Here is a 17552-nt window from a genome sequence, read left to right as displayed (position 1 = left end):
TTAGCTTCACAAGCTTCTTTTCCAAGTGCAAGTATAGCTACTTTAGCTCCACATTTAGCTAAAGCTTCAACCATAGCTCCGCAAAGTACTCCTGTTCCACCTGTTACTACAACTACTTTATCTTTTAGATCAACATTAAATGGTAATTTCATGTTATTGCCTCCCCTTTAGTCTTCTATACTTGTATACTAGCATATCCTCCCCAGGAAAACAATATCTTTTTCATTTTTTTATAAAATATTTTATATTCCGTTTATTTTCTACATAAAATAATTATTTTTTACTAAATTTATTTAGTTTACATTACAATTAATATAATTTAACATTTACTTAGTAGGTTTTAGTTCATAAAAAAATTCTCTTCACCTAAGCGACGTGTCGGCGAAATGCTTCATGTCCCCAACGACTTCGTCCGTTGCTCAAAATGTCATTTTTTAAGCCACTGTGTGGGCGAATCCATTTATATTTTCAAGCCTATTGAAATATCTTATTTTTATAAGTTATGAACAGTTTTATACTTGATATAATTTCCTTATATGTAAAAAAATAAGCATCTGTAATTACAGATACTTATTTAAAATAAATACTTACATCATCATTGTCTTTTATCAATGTTCTCCATTCTTTAGCTGGTAATACTATATGTTTTTGTATATAATCATCTATCTTATCTACTTCTTTGTTTTTTATTATGTTTAGCATTTCTTCATGTTGACTTATTATTTTATTTCTATTAGTTTTCATTTCAGATAATAATCTCATTCTATTATAATGAGTACTTATATTCATTATACTATCCCATATGTTTATTTTATTACATCCTAAAAATATTAACCTATGAAATTTTTTATCTAAATTATGAAACTCTATTTCTTTTCCTTCTATATCACATAATAACTTTTGTGCAAATAGATTTTTTTCTAATTCTATAAATAAATCCTCTGGAAAATATTCGCAAGCTTCTTTTAAAACTTCTTTTTCTATAGTAGATCTCATAAATATAGCTTCGTCTATTATTTTACTATCCATTAAAGAAACATAAGTACCTGATTGCGGCTTAACCTCTATCAAGTGCTCATTTTTTAATTTCATTAAAACTTCTCTAATAGGTGTTCTTGATATATTTAGTTTTTCTGATAAGTCAGACTCGCTAAGTAGTTCTCCTGGCTTTAGTTCTAAAGACATTATATTGTCTTTTAAAATTCTATATGCATATTCTTTACCTGTTTCTTTGTATTTCTTTTCGTAAAGTATCATTATTTCCTCCAATTGGTTACTTTTTATTAGTGTTGTATATTAGTATATTAGTAAATTCACAATATAAATCAAAAAACTCTAAGATTATAAAATAAAATTTTACCATAATTATTGATTATTGACAAAAATAAAATAATTCCTCACTTTTATTGTAACAACTATGTGGTGATAATACTATATAATTCTTTATAAATTATAAATAAATTTTACTTTCGTAGAATTTTAGCTAAAAATTCTACGAAAATAAAATTAATATATTATATATAATTAATACTTAGTTAATTTTTTAATTATATATAATAAAATTTTAATATATGTCTATCTTACAGAAGTATATATATCAGAAAACTCTATATCTATATTCTCTACATATTTATTATATTTAAATGCATTCTGGCTTACATAGTTTTCTTCACATAACCTTATTGGTATAACTATCTTAAACTCACTTCCTACCTTTTCTTCACTATCTACTTTTATAGTACCTCCATGTAAATCCACTAAAGATTTAACTATTGATAAACCTATTCCACTTCCTTCGCTAGGTTTTGTTATTCTATTATTTACTTGCTTAAATAGAGTAAATACCTCTTCTAATTTATCTTTTGGTATACCTATTCCACTATCTTTAATACTCATATTTAAATTTTTATCATCTATATCTAATTTTACGTATATAATTCCATTTTCTGTATTATATTTTATTGCATTAGATAGTAAGTTTAATATAATCCTATCCATTTTTTCTAAGTCAAACGCCATTATTTTTTCTTCTACATTTGTATCAAAGATTAATTTTATCCCCTCTTCTTTTGCATAGCTTTGTACAGAGTCACATATATTTTCTATAAACTCTACTATATTATAATTTTGCGGATTATATTCTAAACATCCTGCATTTAGCCTTGTACTGTCAATTAAATTATTTACCATTTTTAATAACCTATAGCTATTTTGTCTTATTATATTTGTATATTTTTTATATTCTTCATCATGGTTATTTCGTTTTGTAATAGCTTCCATTAACTGTATAGAACTAAATATAAGATTTAATGGTGTCTTAAATTCATGAGATAAATTAGCAAAAAATTCCATTCTAAGGCTTTCAAATTCAAGCTCTGCCTCTTTTCTATGAGATATATCTCGAGATATTCCAAGCACCCCAGATACAACTTTATTGCTATCTAACATTGGTACCTTTACTGTTTCAAAATATCTAACTCTTCCATCATCTGATATAGATGAATTATTAGATATAAGCTTACTTTTAGTTTTCATTATATTTTTTTCTTCTATCTCATATTTCTTTATTTTATCATGAGGTGTATTTATATCTTTTTCAGTTTTTCCTATGATATCTTCTTTAGTCATATTTCTATTTTCTGCAAATACTTTATTACAATGTCTAAATACTCCATGTTTGTCTTTTAAAAATATACTATCTGGAATATTATCACTAATTAAATTTAACATTTTAATAGCTGACAATTGATTATTATATTCAATATTTTCTATAACCTCTAAGCATATTCCTATGGTTCCTAATATTTCTTTATTTTCATTTTTTATAAGTTTTATAAATCCATTATAAAATTTTCCATCATAAGAAAATAGCCCATATTTAGATTCTTTACTTTGTTTAATAATATATTCTTCTCCTTTTGAGAATAATTTTGCTATTTCCTCTGGATATATCTCTTCATCTGTTTTTCCTATCATATTTTCAGTTGTTGTATATTTACCTTCTGTTATTTCTTTATTTGTATATACATACCTGCCATCTCTATCTTTTAGCCATATAACTCCACCTAATGCATTCATAAGTTCTTTTATATTTTTATCTATATCAATTTTTCTTTTAAACCATATTAAATATCTATTTTCTGATATTTTTATTATCTCTATTTCATAAAATGACTTTATATCTTTTATATATATTTTTTTAATTTTGTCTTCTATATGCCTATCTATTTCTAGAAAAGCTTCTTTGTATCCTATATTGTCAATACTATAAATATTTCCTTTAATTATCTTATCCCCTATTAATTCATTAAATCTTTTATTTATATCTATTACTTTAATTTTGTTTATTTCATCCATCTCTATATATACATATGGTATAGGGATGTAAGAAATCATTTTCAAGTATTCTTCTTTATTTAACATAATTTCCTCCCCCGTTAGACATTATCCTATGATAGATTATAGTATATTTTAAATTAAAATGGTATTTTTATATTTTTTTTGTTTAAAATTTCTAAATAGTGTGTATATATAAAATATAATAATTTCAAATTATTTTAATATAAATTAGGAGGATATAATTATGATAAGAGTTTGTTCAGCATGTTCTGGAATGAGTATAGATGATTTAAGAGAGGCTTTACTAGGTAGAGAAATAGAAAATGAATGTATAGGTGAATGTGGTGCTGAGTTTACAGCATACGTAGGAGATGAACTAATAACAGCATCTTCATTTGACGATTTTGTTAATCAAGCTAAAGAAGTAAAATAGTTTACAAAACCTCTAAAAAATAAATTTCCCTTTAATAAAAAAAGCTATCTTGTTTATAGATAGCTTTTTTGTAATTTAAAATAAATTTCTAAATAACTTTTATTATTTGAAGTAGCTTTCAAATACATCTTCTTTTTCTTTATCTTCTACATTTAAATTTATATATTTTATATTTTTCATTCCGCAAACTTCTAATGTTCCTTTTATTATTACTGTTTCTATTGGGTTATTTAATTTATCTTTTAAATAGCTTGTGTTTGATTCTGATGTAGTTATAACCATACCTGATTTTATATTAGTTAAAAGTCCCTTTGTTTTATTATCTTCTTCACTAAATGCAAAGTTTTTTATAAATACCTTATCAAAAAAACCTTTTAGTATTGCAGGTACATTGTTAAACCAAACTGGAAAAACTAGAATTATCTCATCACTATTTCTTATACTTTGTTGATATTTTTTAACTAATTCATCATCAGTCTTACCTTCATTATATAACTTCTCTTCTTTTTCAGTCATTACAGGATTGAAGTTATCTTTGTACAAATCTATTATTTCATATTCTGCTCTATTTTCAATCAGCTTTTTTGATAATTTTTCTACGATTTTTTTACTAAAAGATTTTTCACTTGGACTTGCTACTATTATTGTAGTTTTCATAAAATACATCCTTTCTTTCTTTATATGTACTTAGTATAAATAATATATTAATTTTATATTCATACAATATAAATATGTAGATACTAAATACATAAAAAAATAGAGCGAAAGATTTTTTTAATCTTACACTCTATTTTTTAATAATTTATTTTATTGCATTTATACATTCATTAACTATAGACTTGTCTATACCGCCTACTTGTATAAGTTTTGTAGCATTTTTTATTACTGACTTATCACTGTTGTTATGAACTAATACAACAGGATAATTCTTAGCAAGTGGAGATACTGTTAAGGCATCTACTAATGTATATCCTTTAGATATATAAAACTCATTAGCATTAGGATAAAACTTTTCTACAACTAGCTTATTAGTAGCAAATCTATCACTTCCTCCAAGTCTAGTTGCATTTGTTTTATTTACTATATTATCACTCATTGATATACTAGATCCTATAACATAAGTACTTTTGTTATTAGTGTTAAATGGTATGTCTTTTCCATTTGTTAATATTATTGGTACTCCATCACGACTTGCAATTGGAGATACACTCATAGCATCTGGTTCTCCTTTATATCCATTTACTAAAAATACTTTATCTATATTTGGATTTATTTTTTTTATTTCATCTGCAACTTTATAACTTGTTTCTTCTCTGCTATTTCCAGAAAGTCTTATAACTTCTTTTCCTTGTGATTTTAAATCACTTTCTATTTTTGGTGATATAACACTTTTTCCACCTATTAAATATACTTTATTAACTCCATTTAATCTTTCTGTTGTTTCATTTGGTATAGAATCTACTTTTGTTAAAAGTATTGGTGATTTAGTTATTCCTGATAATCCACTTGCACTAAGTCCATCTGCTAATGTTTTATCTCCATTAACAAGTATTGCACTAGTATAGTTTTGGTTATCAGATATCATAGCTGCTGTCTCATATCTATCATTTCCCATTATAGTTTCTAGTATTACCTTATCTTTTTGATTATTTATAATATTTACATCATTTTTGTTTACATATCCTTTAAATGTATAGTCATAACTTCCTGGTATAGGATTAGCTACATTAGATGGAGTTATTCTATCAGGATTTATCTCAATATTTGAGTTTCTATCATCAGATATTAAAACTACTTCACCTTTATCTGATGTATATAATCTATTTCCACTTTTATCATTTATATTTGATGACTTATTAAGCATTCCTATTTTATATCTATTATAGTCATCTCCTAAACCTCTAGATGATAATTCTACATCCATTTCATTCATATAACTTGATGCTTTTTCTGACCAATATGGATCTGATGCATATCTAACATTACATCCAATTTCTTTATTTCCAAGATTATTACCATTATATTTCCAACTATTTGGATTTAAATATTCATTTGACATCCATTCTTTTGCAAACTCATTTATACAATTTTCTATGCTTTTAAAATAATTTGCATTATTTGGATTGCTATCCTTTGCATTTATTCCAAATATATTATTTTTTTGTTTAGCTAAAGTAGACGTTCCCTTAGCTGATTCATTCATAGCTATTCCAACCATAACTGATGCATTTACTCCATATTTATTTTGAGCTTTTATAAAATATTTTCCTGTATTTCTAAGAACACTGTCACTTGGTGTTTTAGCTTTAAAATACTCATTTATATCATTAGCATCATATGAACTTTTACTTCTACCTGGTAAATATTGATAGTAGTTATAGTATGGTTCATTAGTATTTACTGCATTGTTATGATTATTTTCTTTTGCATCGCTTATAAGTTTGTTTATATCATCATAAAAATAATTTCCATCATAGCTATAATACTTTACTTCATTTTTCATAAATGAAGGTGCTTGTCCTATTGTTCTATAAGTTCCTGTATTTCCTTGTACATTTGAACTTATATAATGACTTAGTTTTCCATTTACATTTTTGTAGTAACTTAAGTTTTGAGCTTGATTTATAGGAAGTACTACTATATTTGTACCTTTATCATCTTGCTTTTTAATCCATCCGCTAAATCCAGCAACTTCTATCTTTGCCATAGTTTCAGTTTCTTCTATAACTGGCACATCTTCTATATATCCATGATTTATATATGTGTATTCATTAGTGTCGTTTGCATTTTTATACAACTTTGCAGTATAGTTTATAGAACTTTCAGATATACCATCTCCTAATTTTACAATACGGCCTATAGAATTTGTACTATATACTACTAAACCTTCTTTATTTATAACTGATGGTATTATATTTTCATCACTATACTCATTTTGTATATTTTTTGCTATATTTACAGCTTCATCATAAGTATTAGCTTCTTTATAAAATATATATTTTCCATCTTGGCTAGCTAGTGCTACTTCATAGTTTGAATTTGTTTTGGTTTTTAGATATTTGAAATTATTAAGTTCTTCTATATCTTGTTTGACTTCTGTAGGCATCTCTGACATGTAATTAGATATGCTATGTGATTTTGGCATTGGTTTTGTATATGTTTCATATTCATTAGAGTTAGCATAAGAAACATTTCCCAACATTAAGCCACTTATAGCTAATGATAAATATACACTTTTCTTTAATTTCATATATTTTCCCCCTATTTTTGTATATATATCAAATTATAACATATATGTTTTATATTCTCAAAGTAAGTTCATAATATTATAAAATAAAACACTTAGCATAATATTATGCTAAGTGTTTTTTCTATTTACCCTTATGATTTATTTCTTTTACTTGAATTAATTCAAATTCTTTATTTTTTATATTTATATCAAAAGCTTGCCCAAATCCTTTTACTAATCTTCCATTTTTTATATTTAACTTAAATATATCAAAGTCTAAAGTTTTTAATACCATCATCATAGATGGGTCATGTACTTCATCAAACTTATTGTATATAGCCTCATCTGCATTTTCTAATTTAGTAGCTTCACATTCAAATGACACTCTTTTTCTTGCAAATATAGTTTTTGAATCTTTTTCATCTTCTATTATCATAACTGAACAATTTTTATCATTTGTTAAATTATAATAATGACTTGCTGCTTTACTTAAATATAAATATATATCTTTATCTATCATAACAAATGGTGCATAACTTATTTCTGGTAATTTATTTTCATTTAATGAACTTATCATTAAGCTTTTTTGATTGTTTATTATATTTTCCATATTAATTGTCTCCTGTCTATAACTTTACGTTAAGTATTCTTTCTATTATATATACACACCCTCTAAAACCTATATATGGAGTGTATGGATATATATTTACTTTATTTAAGTTTGGATTACTAACTTGTAATTTCATCTTAGCGTTACTTTTCATGTCTAAACTTGGTCCATCACCAAATAATCCTAGAAGTTGTGTATTTTTTAGATATTTCATTCTATCCAATTCACTTCCTGTAGAAACTAAATCTTCTTCACTGTCTATTTTATGTAGCACTTCTTTTCTATCTACACATAAATTTAATTCACTAAGCATATCACTTATTCCTAGTACAGTATCATAATCTCCAAATAGTGCACATTTTTTACTTTCTTTGTAGAAGAAGAACTTACGCTTTACACTAAACATGTTATTTTTAACAAAGCTTATTTCTTTATTGTATAATTCTTTGTTTAGCTCATACCCTTCTATTTCATTTACTGCTTCTATAAATTCCATAGTATTTTTAAGACCATATAAACTTTTATATACATATGGTATATTGTACTTTTCTTTCATATATTTAGCAGCTTTTAATCCTTCTTTTCTAACTACTACATTAAGAGATGCTTTCGCTGCGTTTTCTATGTCTTCTATAGAAGTATCACAAGTAAACATTGTATTTAAGTCTTTATTAAATAGCTCTTTCATAATTCTTTTTAATTCATAGCTATCACTTAAGAAGTTGTATTTATCTATGTTATATCCTATAATGTTGTACTTATTTATATCTTTAGTGTTGTCTTTAGTTATTTCTTTTACTAATAATTCTAATATATTTTCAACACCTATGTTGTAGTCGTCCTTAAGCCCACCTGTAGTTATAGGTATTAATTTTGCTTTTACTTTATCTTTAAGTACTCTACATACACTTTTAATATCTGCACCTATTATAGATGATATAGATGATGCCATTACAAATATGTATTTAGGCTTTATATTTTCATCTAATTCTATTATTGCATTTTCAATTCTATCGTACTTTCCAAATGTAACATCACTTTGATCCATATGAGTTGAATATATTTTTGCTCTTTCTTCTCCATTTAAGCTTCCTATTGCCTCTATTGAATAGTGTGTTGTTCCTGCTGGTCCAAATTCTATAATACATGCATTATTTATTGATGACAGTGTCCATATTGTTCCCATTCTATCATTTGCTACGGGGAAATATTTACATACCTGCATACATCATTCCTCCCATTTTGCTAGTTTCTAATTCATATAGCTTTATTAAGTCTTTCATCATATCTATAGGTAGTTCATATCCTATTTTTTGTGCATGAGAGTCTAGTGTTATTTGCATTAACCCTTTTTCTCTAAGTATTATAGGGCTTTCGTGACCTATATATACATCTGCTCCTATTGTTTCATATAAATGTCTAAGTGGTGCTATATTTGCTATTCTACTTATGTATGGGTTATATCCTTTTTTAGATATATTTTCCTTGTACTTTATATCTTGTTCATATAACTCTCTAATTTGTACAAACACTGGTATCATACCTAAATCACTTAAAAAGTCTACAGTTTCAAAAGCCATCATAGGTGTATTTCCATATATAAGTTTTTTTCCTTTTAAAATATCACTACACTTTCTAAAAAGCTCATCATATTCATTTATCTTATCTTCTAATTTATTTAATAAATCTACATTTAATAATTCTTCTAATCTCTTGTAGTTTTTATATATTGTACTTTTATCCATATGCTTATCAAAGTATATATAGTCTATATCAAACTTTTTCTTCATAGCTTTAGCCAAATCTAGTGCTATCATATCTGTTACTATATTTACTTTTGATTTTGATGCATTTTTTATAGCATCTATATCGCACTTTGATGGTATCACAGTATTAATGCTAACTCCTTCGCTTTTAAGAAGTTTCACAAGTTCTGTAGATTCAACATTTTCTTGCCTATGTCCTAGTATGTTAATTCCTTCTTTTTCTTTTGATTTTTTCATACAAGTACTTAGTGCTTTTAAGCTTCTAGACATTCCTGGTATATGAGAGTTGCACTTAAAATGTTCTGTGTTTACTACAAATATAGGTACATCAACTTCACCATCTAAGCTATACTCTATTGAAGAATAATCTTCTCCTATAAGCTCTGGTACACAAGTTGTTACTATCATTATGGCATCAGGTTCTTCTATTTCTATTATTTGTTTTATAGCTTCTTCTACCTTTTTTTGCCCACCAAATACTATATCTTTGTCTTTTAAAACTACTGAATAGACACTATCATTTCCTTTTTGTCTATGATATGCAAAGTTTTTAGTGTAGTAAGTACATTCACTAGTTCCTACTACAACTAGTGGCATATTTTTTATATAACTTGCAGTAAGGGCTACCCCAAATAATGGACAATGTGTCCCTGGAAATATTGCATGAGATAAACTTTTTATATCTTTATCTTCATTTATTTCATCTAATCTATTTAAAATATCTAAAGTATACATACTTCTCCTCTTATTATGTAAATTTTGATTTTGACTCTTTCTTATATTTATTGACTTATTTAATCATTAGCTTTAAGACACTAGTCTTTGTGCCTTTATAGTTTTTATAGGGTGTATTCTAGGTTTATTACTTTGTGGATCATTATCTATATCACACTCTATTTTATAAACTTTTTTTATAACATCCTTATTTACAACATCATTTGGTCTACCATCACTTATAATTTGACCATCTTTCATAATTATAAGCCTATCGCTATACTTACTAGCTTGATTTAACTCATGTAGTACCATTACTATTGTTATTTTAAACTTTTCATTTATTTCTCTAACTAACTCCATAAGCTCTAGTTGATATGATATATCTAAATATGTAGTAGGCTCATCAAGAAGTAATATATCTGGCTTTTGACATAGTGCTTGTGCAATATAAGCCCTTTGTCTTTCTCCTCCTGATAATGCCCCTATTGGAGTCTTTTTATATTTACTAAGGCCTGTATTTTCTATTGCCCAGTCTACTATTTCTTTATCATTATTTGTTTTAGTTTCAAACCATTTTTTGTGAGGGATTCTTCCAAAATAAACAAGTTCTTCAACTGTTAAATCCATAGGTACATTGTTGTGTTGAGATAATAAGCACACCTTTTGAGCTATTAATTTTCCCTTTAAGTCTTTTATTCTTTTTCCTTCTAAAAAAACTTCTCCACTTAAAGGCTTTATCATCCTAGATAAACTCTTTAATAAAGTTGATTTTCCACATCCATTTGGACCTATTATGGATACAACTTCTCCTTTATTTATTTCTAAGTTTAAATTCTCTATTATAACTTTATCTTCATATCCAACTTTTAAATTACTAGCACTTATCATTAATAATCTCCTCTCTTTCTTAGTAAGTATAAGAAAAACGGACCTCCAACTATAGACATAATAACTCCAACTGGTATTTCTATAGCTCCACCTATGGTTCTTCCTAAAGTATCTGCAACTAATAATACTATACTCCCTAGTACCATACTAAAAGGTATAGTGTATTTATGATCACTTCCCATAATCATTCTAGATATATGAGGAACAATAAGTCCAACAAAGCTTATAACTCCTACAACTGATGTTGATATAGCAGCTAAAAATACTGCTACACCTGAAATTAATAGTCTAGTTAAGTTAACATTAAATCCAAGATTTGTTGCTGCTTCATCTCCAAGTTGTAAAACATTTGCACTTCTTATAAGAAGTAGTGATACTATAAGTGCTATTATAGAATATCCAAATAACATATTAACATCTACCCAAGTTTTAGTAGCTAAGCTTCCATTTAACCAAAGCATAGCACTTTGTATCCTATCACTATACATTGTTGATAAAAATGATATAACTCCTCCTAATATAGTATTTACAGCAACCCCTGCTAATACTATTCTTCCTGGCTTTATTCCATTTTTATAAGCCATTAAAAATACTAATATACATGCTATAGCACCACCTACAAATGCAACTATAGGTAGTATATTCGTATACTTTGGAGCTAATAAAAGTATTATAATAGCAGCTACACTAGCACCTGTTGATACTCCTGTTATACCAGGGTCTGCTAGTGGATTTTTCATAACTGATTGAAGTAATATTCCTGCTACTGCTAAGTTTGCTCCAACTAATGCTGCTAGTATATTTCTTGGTAACCTCATCTTATAGACAATAGTAGTTACTACTTTATTATCATCATTTATAAGAGCTTTAATTATTTCATTAAAACTTAAATCTACACTACCTATAGTAGAAAGCAGTACTAAAAGTACTGCTAACATTATAAAACTTATACCAATAGTTAAATATTTTTTATTTAGCTTCATACCTAGTTACCGTAAAGTACATTCCCTAAAGTTTTTATAGCTTCTTTTACTTGTAGGTTTGCAGATACGTTAAATATAGCAGGGTCTAAATCTATCACTTTTCCATTTTTATATGCATCTAACTCTTTGTATGCTGGATTTTTATCAAAAGCATCATCAAAAGCTTTTTTAGTTTCTTCTATATTTCCATGTGCAAATCTAAGTATATAATCAGGATTTTCTTTTATTATTTGCTCTAAACTAAATTGAACATAAGGTGAACTCATATCTCCCTCTAATTTATTAGTTATATTTTCTGCTCCCACAGTTTTTGCTAAATCCCCTAAATAAGAAGTTTCTGTAGCTAACATGAAGTTTTCTCCTCCACCAAATATTATTGCTACTGTCGGTGCTTTTTCACTTTTATTAGCTGTAGCTTCTTTTTCAACTTCTTTTAATTCGTTTATTACTTTAGTCGCTTCTTCTTCTTTATTTATTTCTTTTCCTAGCTCTTCAATACTTTTTACAAATTCTGTATATGTTCCTGTATTAAAGTAGAAAGTATTTAAATCATACTCTTTCATACTATCTTTTACATTTTCTTTAAACATACTATCCATTATAAATACATCAGGCTCTAGAGATGCTACTATTTCTAAATCAGGATTCATTGCTTGACCTACTTCTGGTAATCCTTTAAACTTTTCTGGTATTTCCATTTTAGTTGTAGGTATTCCTATAACATTTGCATCTAATTTATCTAATACTTGTGTAGCTGAAACTGTCGCAGCTACTACGTCTAATTCCTCAACTTGAGCACCTTTAACGGCTGTATCACTTTCTTTTTCACTTTGACTACTATTATTAGTACACCCTGTTATAAATAATGCTGATACTAAAAATACTGATGCTAATTTTCTAAATTTCATAATATTTCCTCCATTTTGTTTTAATTTTATATTTAATGTGTTTATTTTTATATAATTTTTATAAGCTAAATTGCTGTTTTACAGGCTAGTTATTCACTAACTATTTTTCTAGCCAAATTCATATATATACTTGCCATCTCGCTCTCTTTATCTTTTTCTATAACTGTTTTCCCATCATTTTCAGATATTTGAACTATTTGATTTCTAGGTATATAGTGAAAAACATTACTATTTATTTCATTACATAAGTTTTCTACTAATTCAACTTCACCATCTACATTTTTGGCATTTAATATAATACCTTTTAATGATGCATATCCTCTACTTTTAAATTGATTAACTGCTGTAGATATATTGCTCGCTGCATACATAGACATCATCTCACCAGATGTTACTATATAAACATCCTTAGCGTATCCATTTCTTATTGGCATTGAAAATCCTCCACATACAACATCTCCAAGTACGTCGTATATGACTATATCTGGCTTATAAACTTCAAAAGCCTCTAATTCTTCTAACTTTTCAAAAGCTGCTATTATACCTCTACCAGCACATCCAACACCAGGAGTTGGTCCTCCAGCTTCAACACAAAGCACTCCATTATATCCTTCAAATACAATATCTTTAAGGTCTATATCGTCACCTTTTTCATTCATTACATCTAATACTGTAGGTATAAACTTTCCTTTCATTAGATTTTTAGTTGAATCTGCTTTTGGGTCACACCCTATTTGCATTACCTTATATCCTAATTGTGAAAGAGCCGCTGATAAATTCGACGTTGTCGTAGATTTACCTATGCCTCCTTTACCATATATCGCTATTTTTCTCATTGACTTTCTCCTCGTTTTAATAGATAATATTGATGATATTGATTATCATTTACTTTTTAAGTATATTATAAAAATTTTTATAGTTCTTTAATTATATTTGCTATTTTTATAAATATTTTTAGTTTAAAATATTTCAATTCTAAATTTTAAAGTTAAAATAATTTGATTATATTAACTAGTTTTAATCAAGTTTTGGAGGAGATCATGAGTAATTTGGAAAGTATATTGAAAGATTTTTATGACTGTCTAGATATTCCTATACAGTTTGTCAATGAAAAGTTTATCCCTATTTATAAAATGGGATTTTCAAAGGATATTGATTTGGTATTAGAAAAAACAAACATATATAATAATTTAAAAGAAAGTACTATTTCAAGTATAAACCTTACATATTTTGAAAATATACACTTTATAGTAACACCTTTAACGGATACTAGATTTGATGGATACTTTATAGTTGGACCATTTAAATCAAAATATATATGTAGTGAGTTAAATATTCCATTTAAACCTTATTCTTGCATTAACTACATATTAACTATGCTAAAAAGCATTATAAAAGGTCAAATTAATAAAGATAATAAATTTAATCCATACATTAAAGATAGTATTGATTACATACATAAAAATTACGCTTCTACTAATATGGATGATATTTGCAATTATCTAAGCATAAATAAAAGCTATTTTTGTTCTATATTTAAAAAAGAAACTGGATATACTTTTACTAATTTTTTAAATAAATTTAGAATAGAAAAAAGCAAAGAGTTTTTGAAAAATAAAAATTTTACAATATTAGATGTTGCTTTATTGGTTGGATATAATAACCATAACTACTATACAACACTTTTTAAAAAACTAAATGGTATAACACCTATTGAATATAGAAATAATCTTAAAGCTAGTTAATTAATTTTATTATCTAGCTTTTTATATTATTTAAATAATCAATATTTGTATTTAAAAATAAAAAATGAGTAGCTTGAGTGCTACTCATTTAATTTAATAAAAATTTTTCTAATTCATCATATAATTCTATATCTTCCTTAACTATAGCTATAACTTCTTCATTAGCTTTTAAGAAATAAACTCCTATTACTTCTTTATCTTCTTCTAGCTGAAATTCTATGTCATCTTTATATAAGCCTTCTTTTTCTTCTTTTAATTTTTCAGATAAGCAAAGTATATTTTGGTCATATACTACCTTTTCTATAATACTAGCACTAGATACTTTTGTAGATGTTATCATATATATTGCTAATTCCGTTATGTAAAGTATTAATAATTCTTTTGTAAAATTATCTTTTATAAATTTTCTTATCTTATTGTTCTTGTCATTTATTGGATAAAGCTCAGTGAGTAATTCTTCAAACTTCATAGATAATTCTCCTTATTAAGATATTAAAGTCTTAATAATATGTATGAATATTTAAAGGATAATATACTCTTAAGTATTATTTCATTTAATACATAATTATAGATGTAATATAATTATATTATTTATTTTCTATTAAATATTTTTTTTATAAATCCTACTTTTTTTCTATTTTTTGGCTCTATTTCTTTAAATGAAATATCTTCATCATTTATTATTTTTAATGGATTTTCTATTAGTAATGTTTTAGCTCTATCTTCACCATAGTATTTACTTATATATGTGAAAACTTCTTTGATATATGGTTTTCTTCTTTCTTTATCATGTGCATCACTACCTATAAACTGTACTAAATTACGATCTAATAAATATTTACAAACTTCAAATGACTTAGAACCTTTTTTTAATACACTTGAACTATTGATTTGAATAAGTGCCCCTTCATTTATAGCATCTTTTAAAATACTATAATTTTTTTGTATTTCCCCATATCTTTCTACATGTGCAAGTATTGGTATATACCCCCTTATTTTAAACTCAAATATAACATCACTTAGATTTTTAGGAAAATTGCTAGGAGAAAATTCAACTAATACATATTTACTATTGTTTATACTTTTAAATTCTTTTTTATCTATATATTCTAATATATTTTCATTGTAATATATTTCATTTCCAACTAGCACATTTACATCTATATTATTTTTTATTAATTCATTATTAAAATCTGCGGCTATATCTAAAAGTTTATCTCCCACTATATAATCTTCAAACGCTGGATGATAATGTGATGTATTTATTATAGTTTTTATACCTTCAGACTGAGCTATTTTTGCCATTTCTAAAGCTTCTTCAAGACTCTTAGCTCCATCATCCACTCCAGGTAATATGTGACAATGTATATCTATCATTTTTTATTCCCCCAATATTTACTTATATATTTTAATATATATCAAAATCTTTATATAATCTACAAATTTGTATTAATATTCTAAATTGTTTTTTACATTAATTTGCAAAAAAAAAAAGAATTTGCAAAATAAATTGCAAATCCTTACTCTTTTGATGTTTCTTTTTCATATTTAATTCTATTTTGCTTAATCCTAGTTATTTTGTTCCATTTATTTTTATATTTTTTATATCCTATAAATCCAGTTAACCTATAAAAAGAACATAATTGCCTATACCCAAAGCTCTCAACTATTGAAAATAGTATTAATTTTAATAGTGTAGTTATACTTGGTATATGTCTAAATACATAATTTTCAAGCATTACAGATGTTACAGATATTATAACACTATATAATATATATACTAGTAAAAATGTTGCTAAAAACTTTATATTTAAATATCCTGCAAAATATGAAACTATTATTATTAATAATCCAAATATATCTATTACACAAGAAAATAGCTCATATACTACAAAGTACATAAAAGAAAATATACCTACAAACCCATATTTTGGATTTAGAAATATATACTTATGGTTAAATAAACTTGTCATAAGCCCTATGTGCCATCTTCTTCTTTGTCCTTTCAGGTCTCTAAATGTTTCTGGTACTTGTGACCAGCAAATAGCATCATAAGCATATTTTATGTTATATTTTATCTTATTTTTTCTATAAAAAGAATGAAGTTTAACAACAAGGTCCATATCTTCACCAATTGTATTAGTGTCATATCCTCCAACATTTATAGCACAACTTTTCTTAAAAAGCCCAAACGCACCAGATATTATAAGATTGCCATTAAAACTATTAAACCAAACTCTAGTTGTCAAAAATACACGATAATATTCTATAGTCTGAAATATTACTAGTAACTTTTTTGGTGGCAATATTTTTTTTACTCTACCATTTTCTAAAACAACTTGATTTGCAACCTTTATATTTCCGCCTACTGCTATAGTAGTATCATCTTCCATAAATGGTGCTACTATATTAGTTAATGAATCATATTGAAGTATAGAGTCTGCATCTAATGATACAAATAGTGGATATCTAGATACATTAATTCCCATATTGAGAGCATCTGCCTTCCCACCATTTTCTTTTCTAACTAACGTTAATTTTATATTGTTTATAAATCTTTCATATACAAACTCTTCTTTTTTACATTTTACTAATCTTCTTATTGGCCTTGCTACTCTTTTTAGTTTAAATTTGTCTATAATTACCTTAGAAGTATCATCATTTGAACCATCATCTATTACTATTATTTCAAATTCTTTGTAGTCCAAACTAAGTAGAGATTCTATACAATCATTGACTGTTTTCTCTTCATTGTATGCTGGTACTAATATAGATATAGGAATATAATTTTCCTTATTATCTATTGCTAAAGCTTCTGAAAATCCTCTTTTTCTTTTACTCTCATTAAGCTGTAATACAGAGTATACTGTGGATATAAAAAATACAACAGCATATATAAATATATAATACATAAAGAAAATGTTAATATATCCA

Annotated in this window: 16 protein-coding genes; 2 read left to right on the top strand and 14 right to left on the bottom strand. The window is 26.0% G+C overall.

Annotated features, from left to right (window positions below; all coding sequences use genetic code 11):
• Positions 1–570: 570 nt before the first annotated feature.
• Both I1959_RS06575 and I1959_RS06570 read right to left on the bottom strand, forming a co-directional pair.
• The gene (locus tag I1959_RS06575) at positions 571–1257 is read right to left on the bottom strand and encodes a GntR family transcriptional regulator (protein WP_092925126.1); all 687 of its coding nucleotides are present in this window, start codon (positions 1255–1257) and stop codon (positions 571–573) included.
• 318 nt (positions 1258–1575) lie between these two features.
• On the bottom strand, positions 1576–3423 hold the full coding sequence (locus tag I1959_RS06570; RefSeq protein ID WP_195237516.1) for a sensor histidine kinase: 1848 nt from the start codon (positions 3421–3423) through the stop codon (positions 1576–1578).
• A 160-nt stretch (positions 3424–3583) separates the two neighbouring features.
• On the opposite strand from I1959_RS06570, the gene I1959_RS06565 reads away from it, so the two are divergent.
• Complete coding sequence (locus I1959_RS06565; protein ID WP_092925122.1) at positions 3584–3772, top strand: hypothetical protein; 189 nt, start codon at positions 3584–3586, stop codon at positions 3770–3772.
• Between the two features lie 102 nt (positions 3773–3874).
• Here the strand turns inward: I1959_RS06565 and I1959_RS06560 are convergent, their stop codons facing one another.
• The 9 genes from I1959_RS06560 to I1959_RS06520 all read right to left on the bottom strand — a co-directional run bounded on the left by I1959_RS06560 (position 3875) and on the right by I1959_RS06520 (position 13709).
• Positions 3875–4429: an NAD(P)H-dependent oxidoreductase gene (locus tag I1959_RS06560; protein WP_195237513.1), complete on the bottom strand. Its 555-nt coding sequence runs from the start codon at positions 4427–4429 to the stop codon at positions 3875–3877.
• A 145-nt stretch (positions 4430–4574) separates the two neighbouring features.
• Positions 4575–7022 (bottom strand): cell wall-binding repeat-containing protein, encoded by a 2448-nt coding sequence (locus tag I1959_RS06555; protein WP_195237511.1) that lies wholly within the window; start codon positions 7020–7022, stop codon positions 4575–4577.
• 121 nt (positions 7023–7143) lie between these two features.
• Positions 7144–7611 (bottom strand): HugZ family pyridoxamine 5'-phosphate oxidase, encoded by a 468-nt coding sequence (locus I1959_RS06550; protein ID WP_092925117.1) that lies wholly within the window; start codon positions 7609–7611, stop codon positions 7144–7146.
• Between the two features lie 16 nt (positions 7612–7627).
• The gene (locus I1959_RS06545) at positions 7628–8836 is read right to left on the bottom strand and encodes a nitrogenase component 1 (protein ID WP_195237504.1); all 1209 of its coding nucleotides are present in this window, start codon (positions 8834–8836) and stop codon (positions 7628–7630) included.
• Complete coding sequence (locus tag I1959_RS06540) at positions 8823–10112, bottom strand: nitrogenase component 1 (protein ID WP_195237503.1); 1290 nt, start codon at positions 10110–10112, stop codon at positions 8823–8825. The genes I1959_RS06545 and I1959_RS06540 overlap by 14 nt, the downstream gene beginning before the upstream one ends.
• Before the next feature lie 72 nt (positions 10113–10184).
• Complete coding sequence (locus tag I1959_RS06535; protein ID WP_195237502.1) at positions 10185–10982, bottom strand: ABC transporter ATP-binding protein; 798 nt, start codon at positions 10980–10982, stop codon at positions 10185–10187.
• Positions 10982–11965 carry a FecCD family ABC transporter permease gene (locus tag I1959_RS06530; protein WP_092925110.1) on the bottom strand — a complete coding sequence of 328 codons (984 nt, stop codon included), beginning with the start codon at positions 11963–11965 and terminating at the stop codon, positions 10982–10984. The genes I1959_RS06535 and I1959_RS06530 overlap by 1 nt, the downstream gene beginning before the upstream one ends.
• A 2-nt stretch (positions 11966–11967) precedes the next feature.
• On the bottom strand, positions 11968–12873 hold the full coding sequence (locus I1959_RS06525; RefSeq protein ID WP_092925108.1) for an ABC transporter substrate-binding protein: 906 nt from the start codon (positions 12871–12873) through the stop codon (positions 11968–11970).
• Positions 12874–12962: 89 nt separating this feature from the next.
• Complete coding sequence (locus I1959_RS06520; protein WP_092925102.1) at positions 12963–13709, bottom strand: nucleotide-binding protein; 747 nt, start codon at positions 13707–13709, stop codon at positions 12963–12965.
• Between the two features lie 204 nt (positions 13710–13913).
• On the opposite strand from I1959_RS06520, the gene I1959_RS15470 reads away from it, so the two are divergent.
• Positions 13914–14618 (top strand): helix-turn-helix transcriptional regulator, encoded by a 705-nt coding sequence (locus I1959_RS15470; RefSeq protein ID WP_092925100.1) that lies wholly within the window; start codon positions 13914–13916, stop codon positions 14616–14618.
• Positions 14619–14706: 88 nt separating this feature from the next.
• Here the strand turns inward: I1959_RS15470 and I1959_RS06510 are convergent, their stop codons facing one another.
• The 3 genes from I1959_RS06510 to I1959_RS06500 form a co-directional block, all read right to left on the bottom strand.
• Positions 14707–15087 (bottom strand): hypothetical protein, encoded by a 381-nt coding sequence (locus I1959_RS06510; RefSeq protein WP_195237501.1) that lies wholly within the window; start codon positions 15085–15087, stop codon positions 14707–14709.
• 122 nt (positions 15088–15209) lie between these two features.
• Positions 15210–15995 carry a tyrosine-protein phosphatase gene (locus tag I1959_RS06505; protein ID WP_195237500.1) on the bottom strand — a complete coding sequence of 262 codons (786 nt, stop codon included), beginning with the start codon at positions 15993–15995 and terminating at the stop codon, positions 15210–15212.
• A gap of 143 nt (positions 15996–16138) precedes the next feature.
• Positions 16139–17530, bottom strand: coding sequence for a glycosyltransferase family 2 protein (locus I1959_RS06500; protein ID WP_243240003.1), 1392 nt, complete (start codon positions 17528–17530; stop codon positions 16139–16141).
• Positions 17531–17552 lie beyond the last annotated feature (22 nt).

This window comes from Romboutsia sp. 1001285H_161024_C4 (genome assembly GCF_015550185.1).
GTDB classification, from domain to species: domain Bacteria; phylum Bacillota; class Clostridia; order Peptostreptococcales; family Peptostreptococcaceae; genus Romboutsia_C; species Romboutsia_C hominis.
Note: the sequence above shows the minus strand (reverse complement) of the source record. Positions and strands in the feature narration are given on the sequence as shown.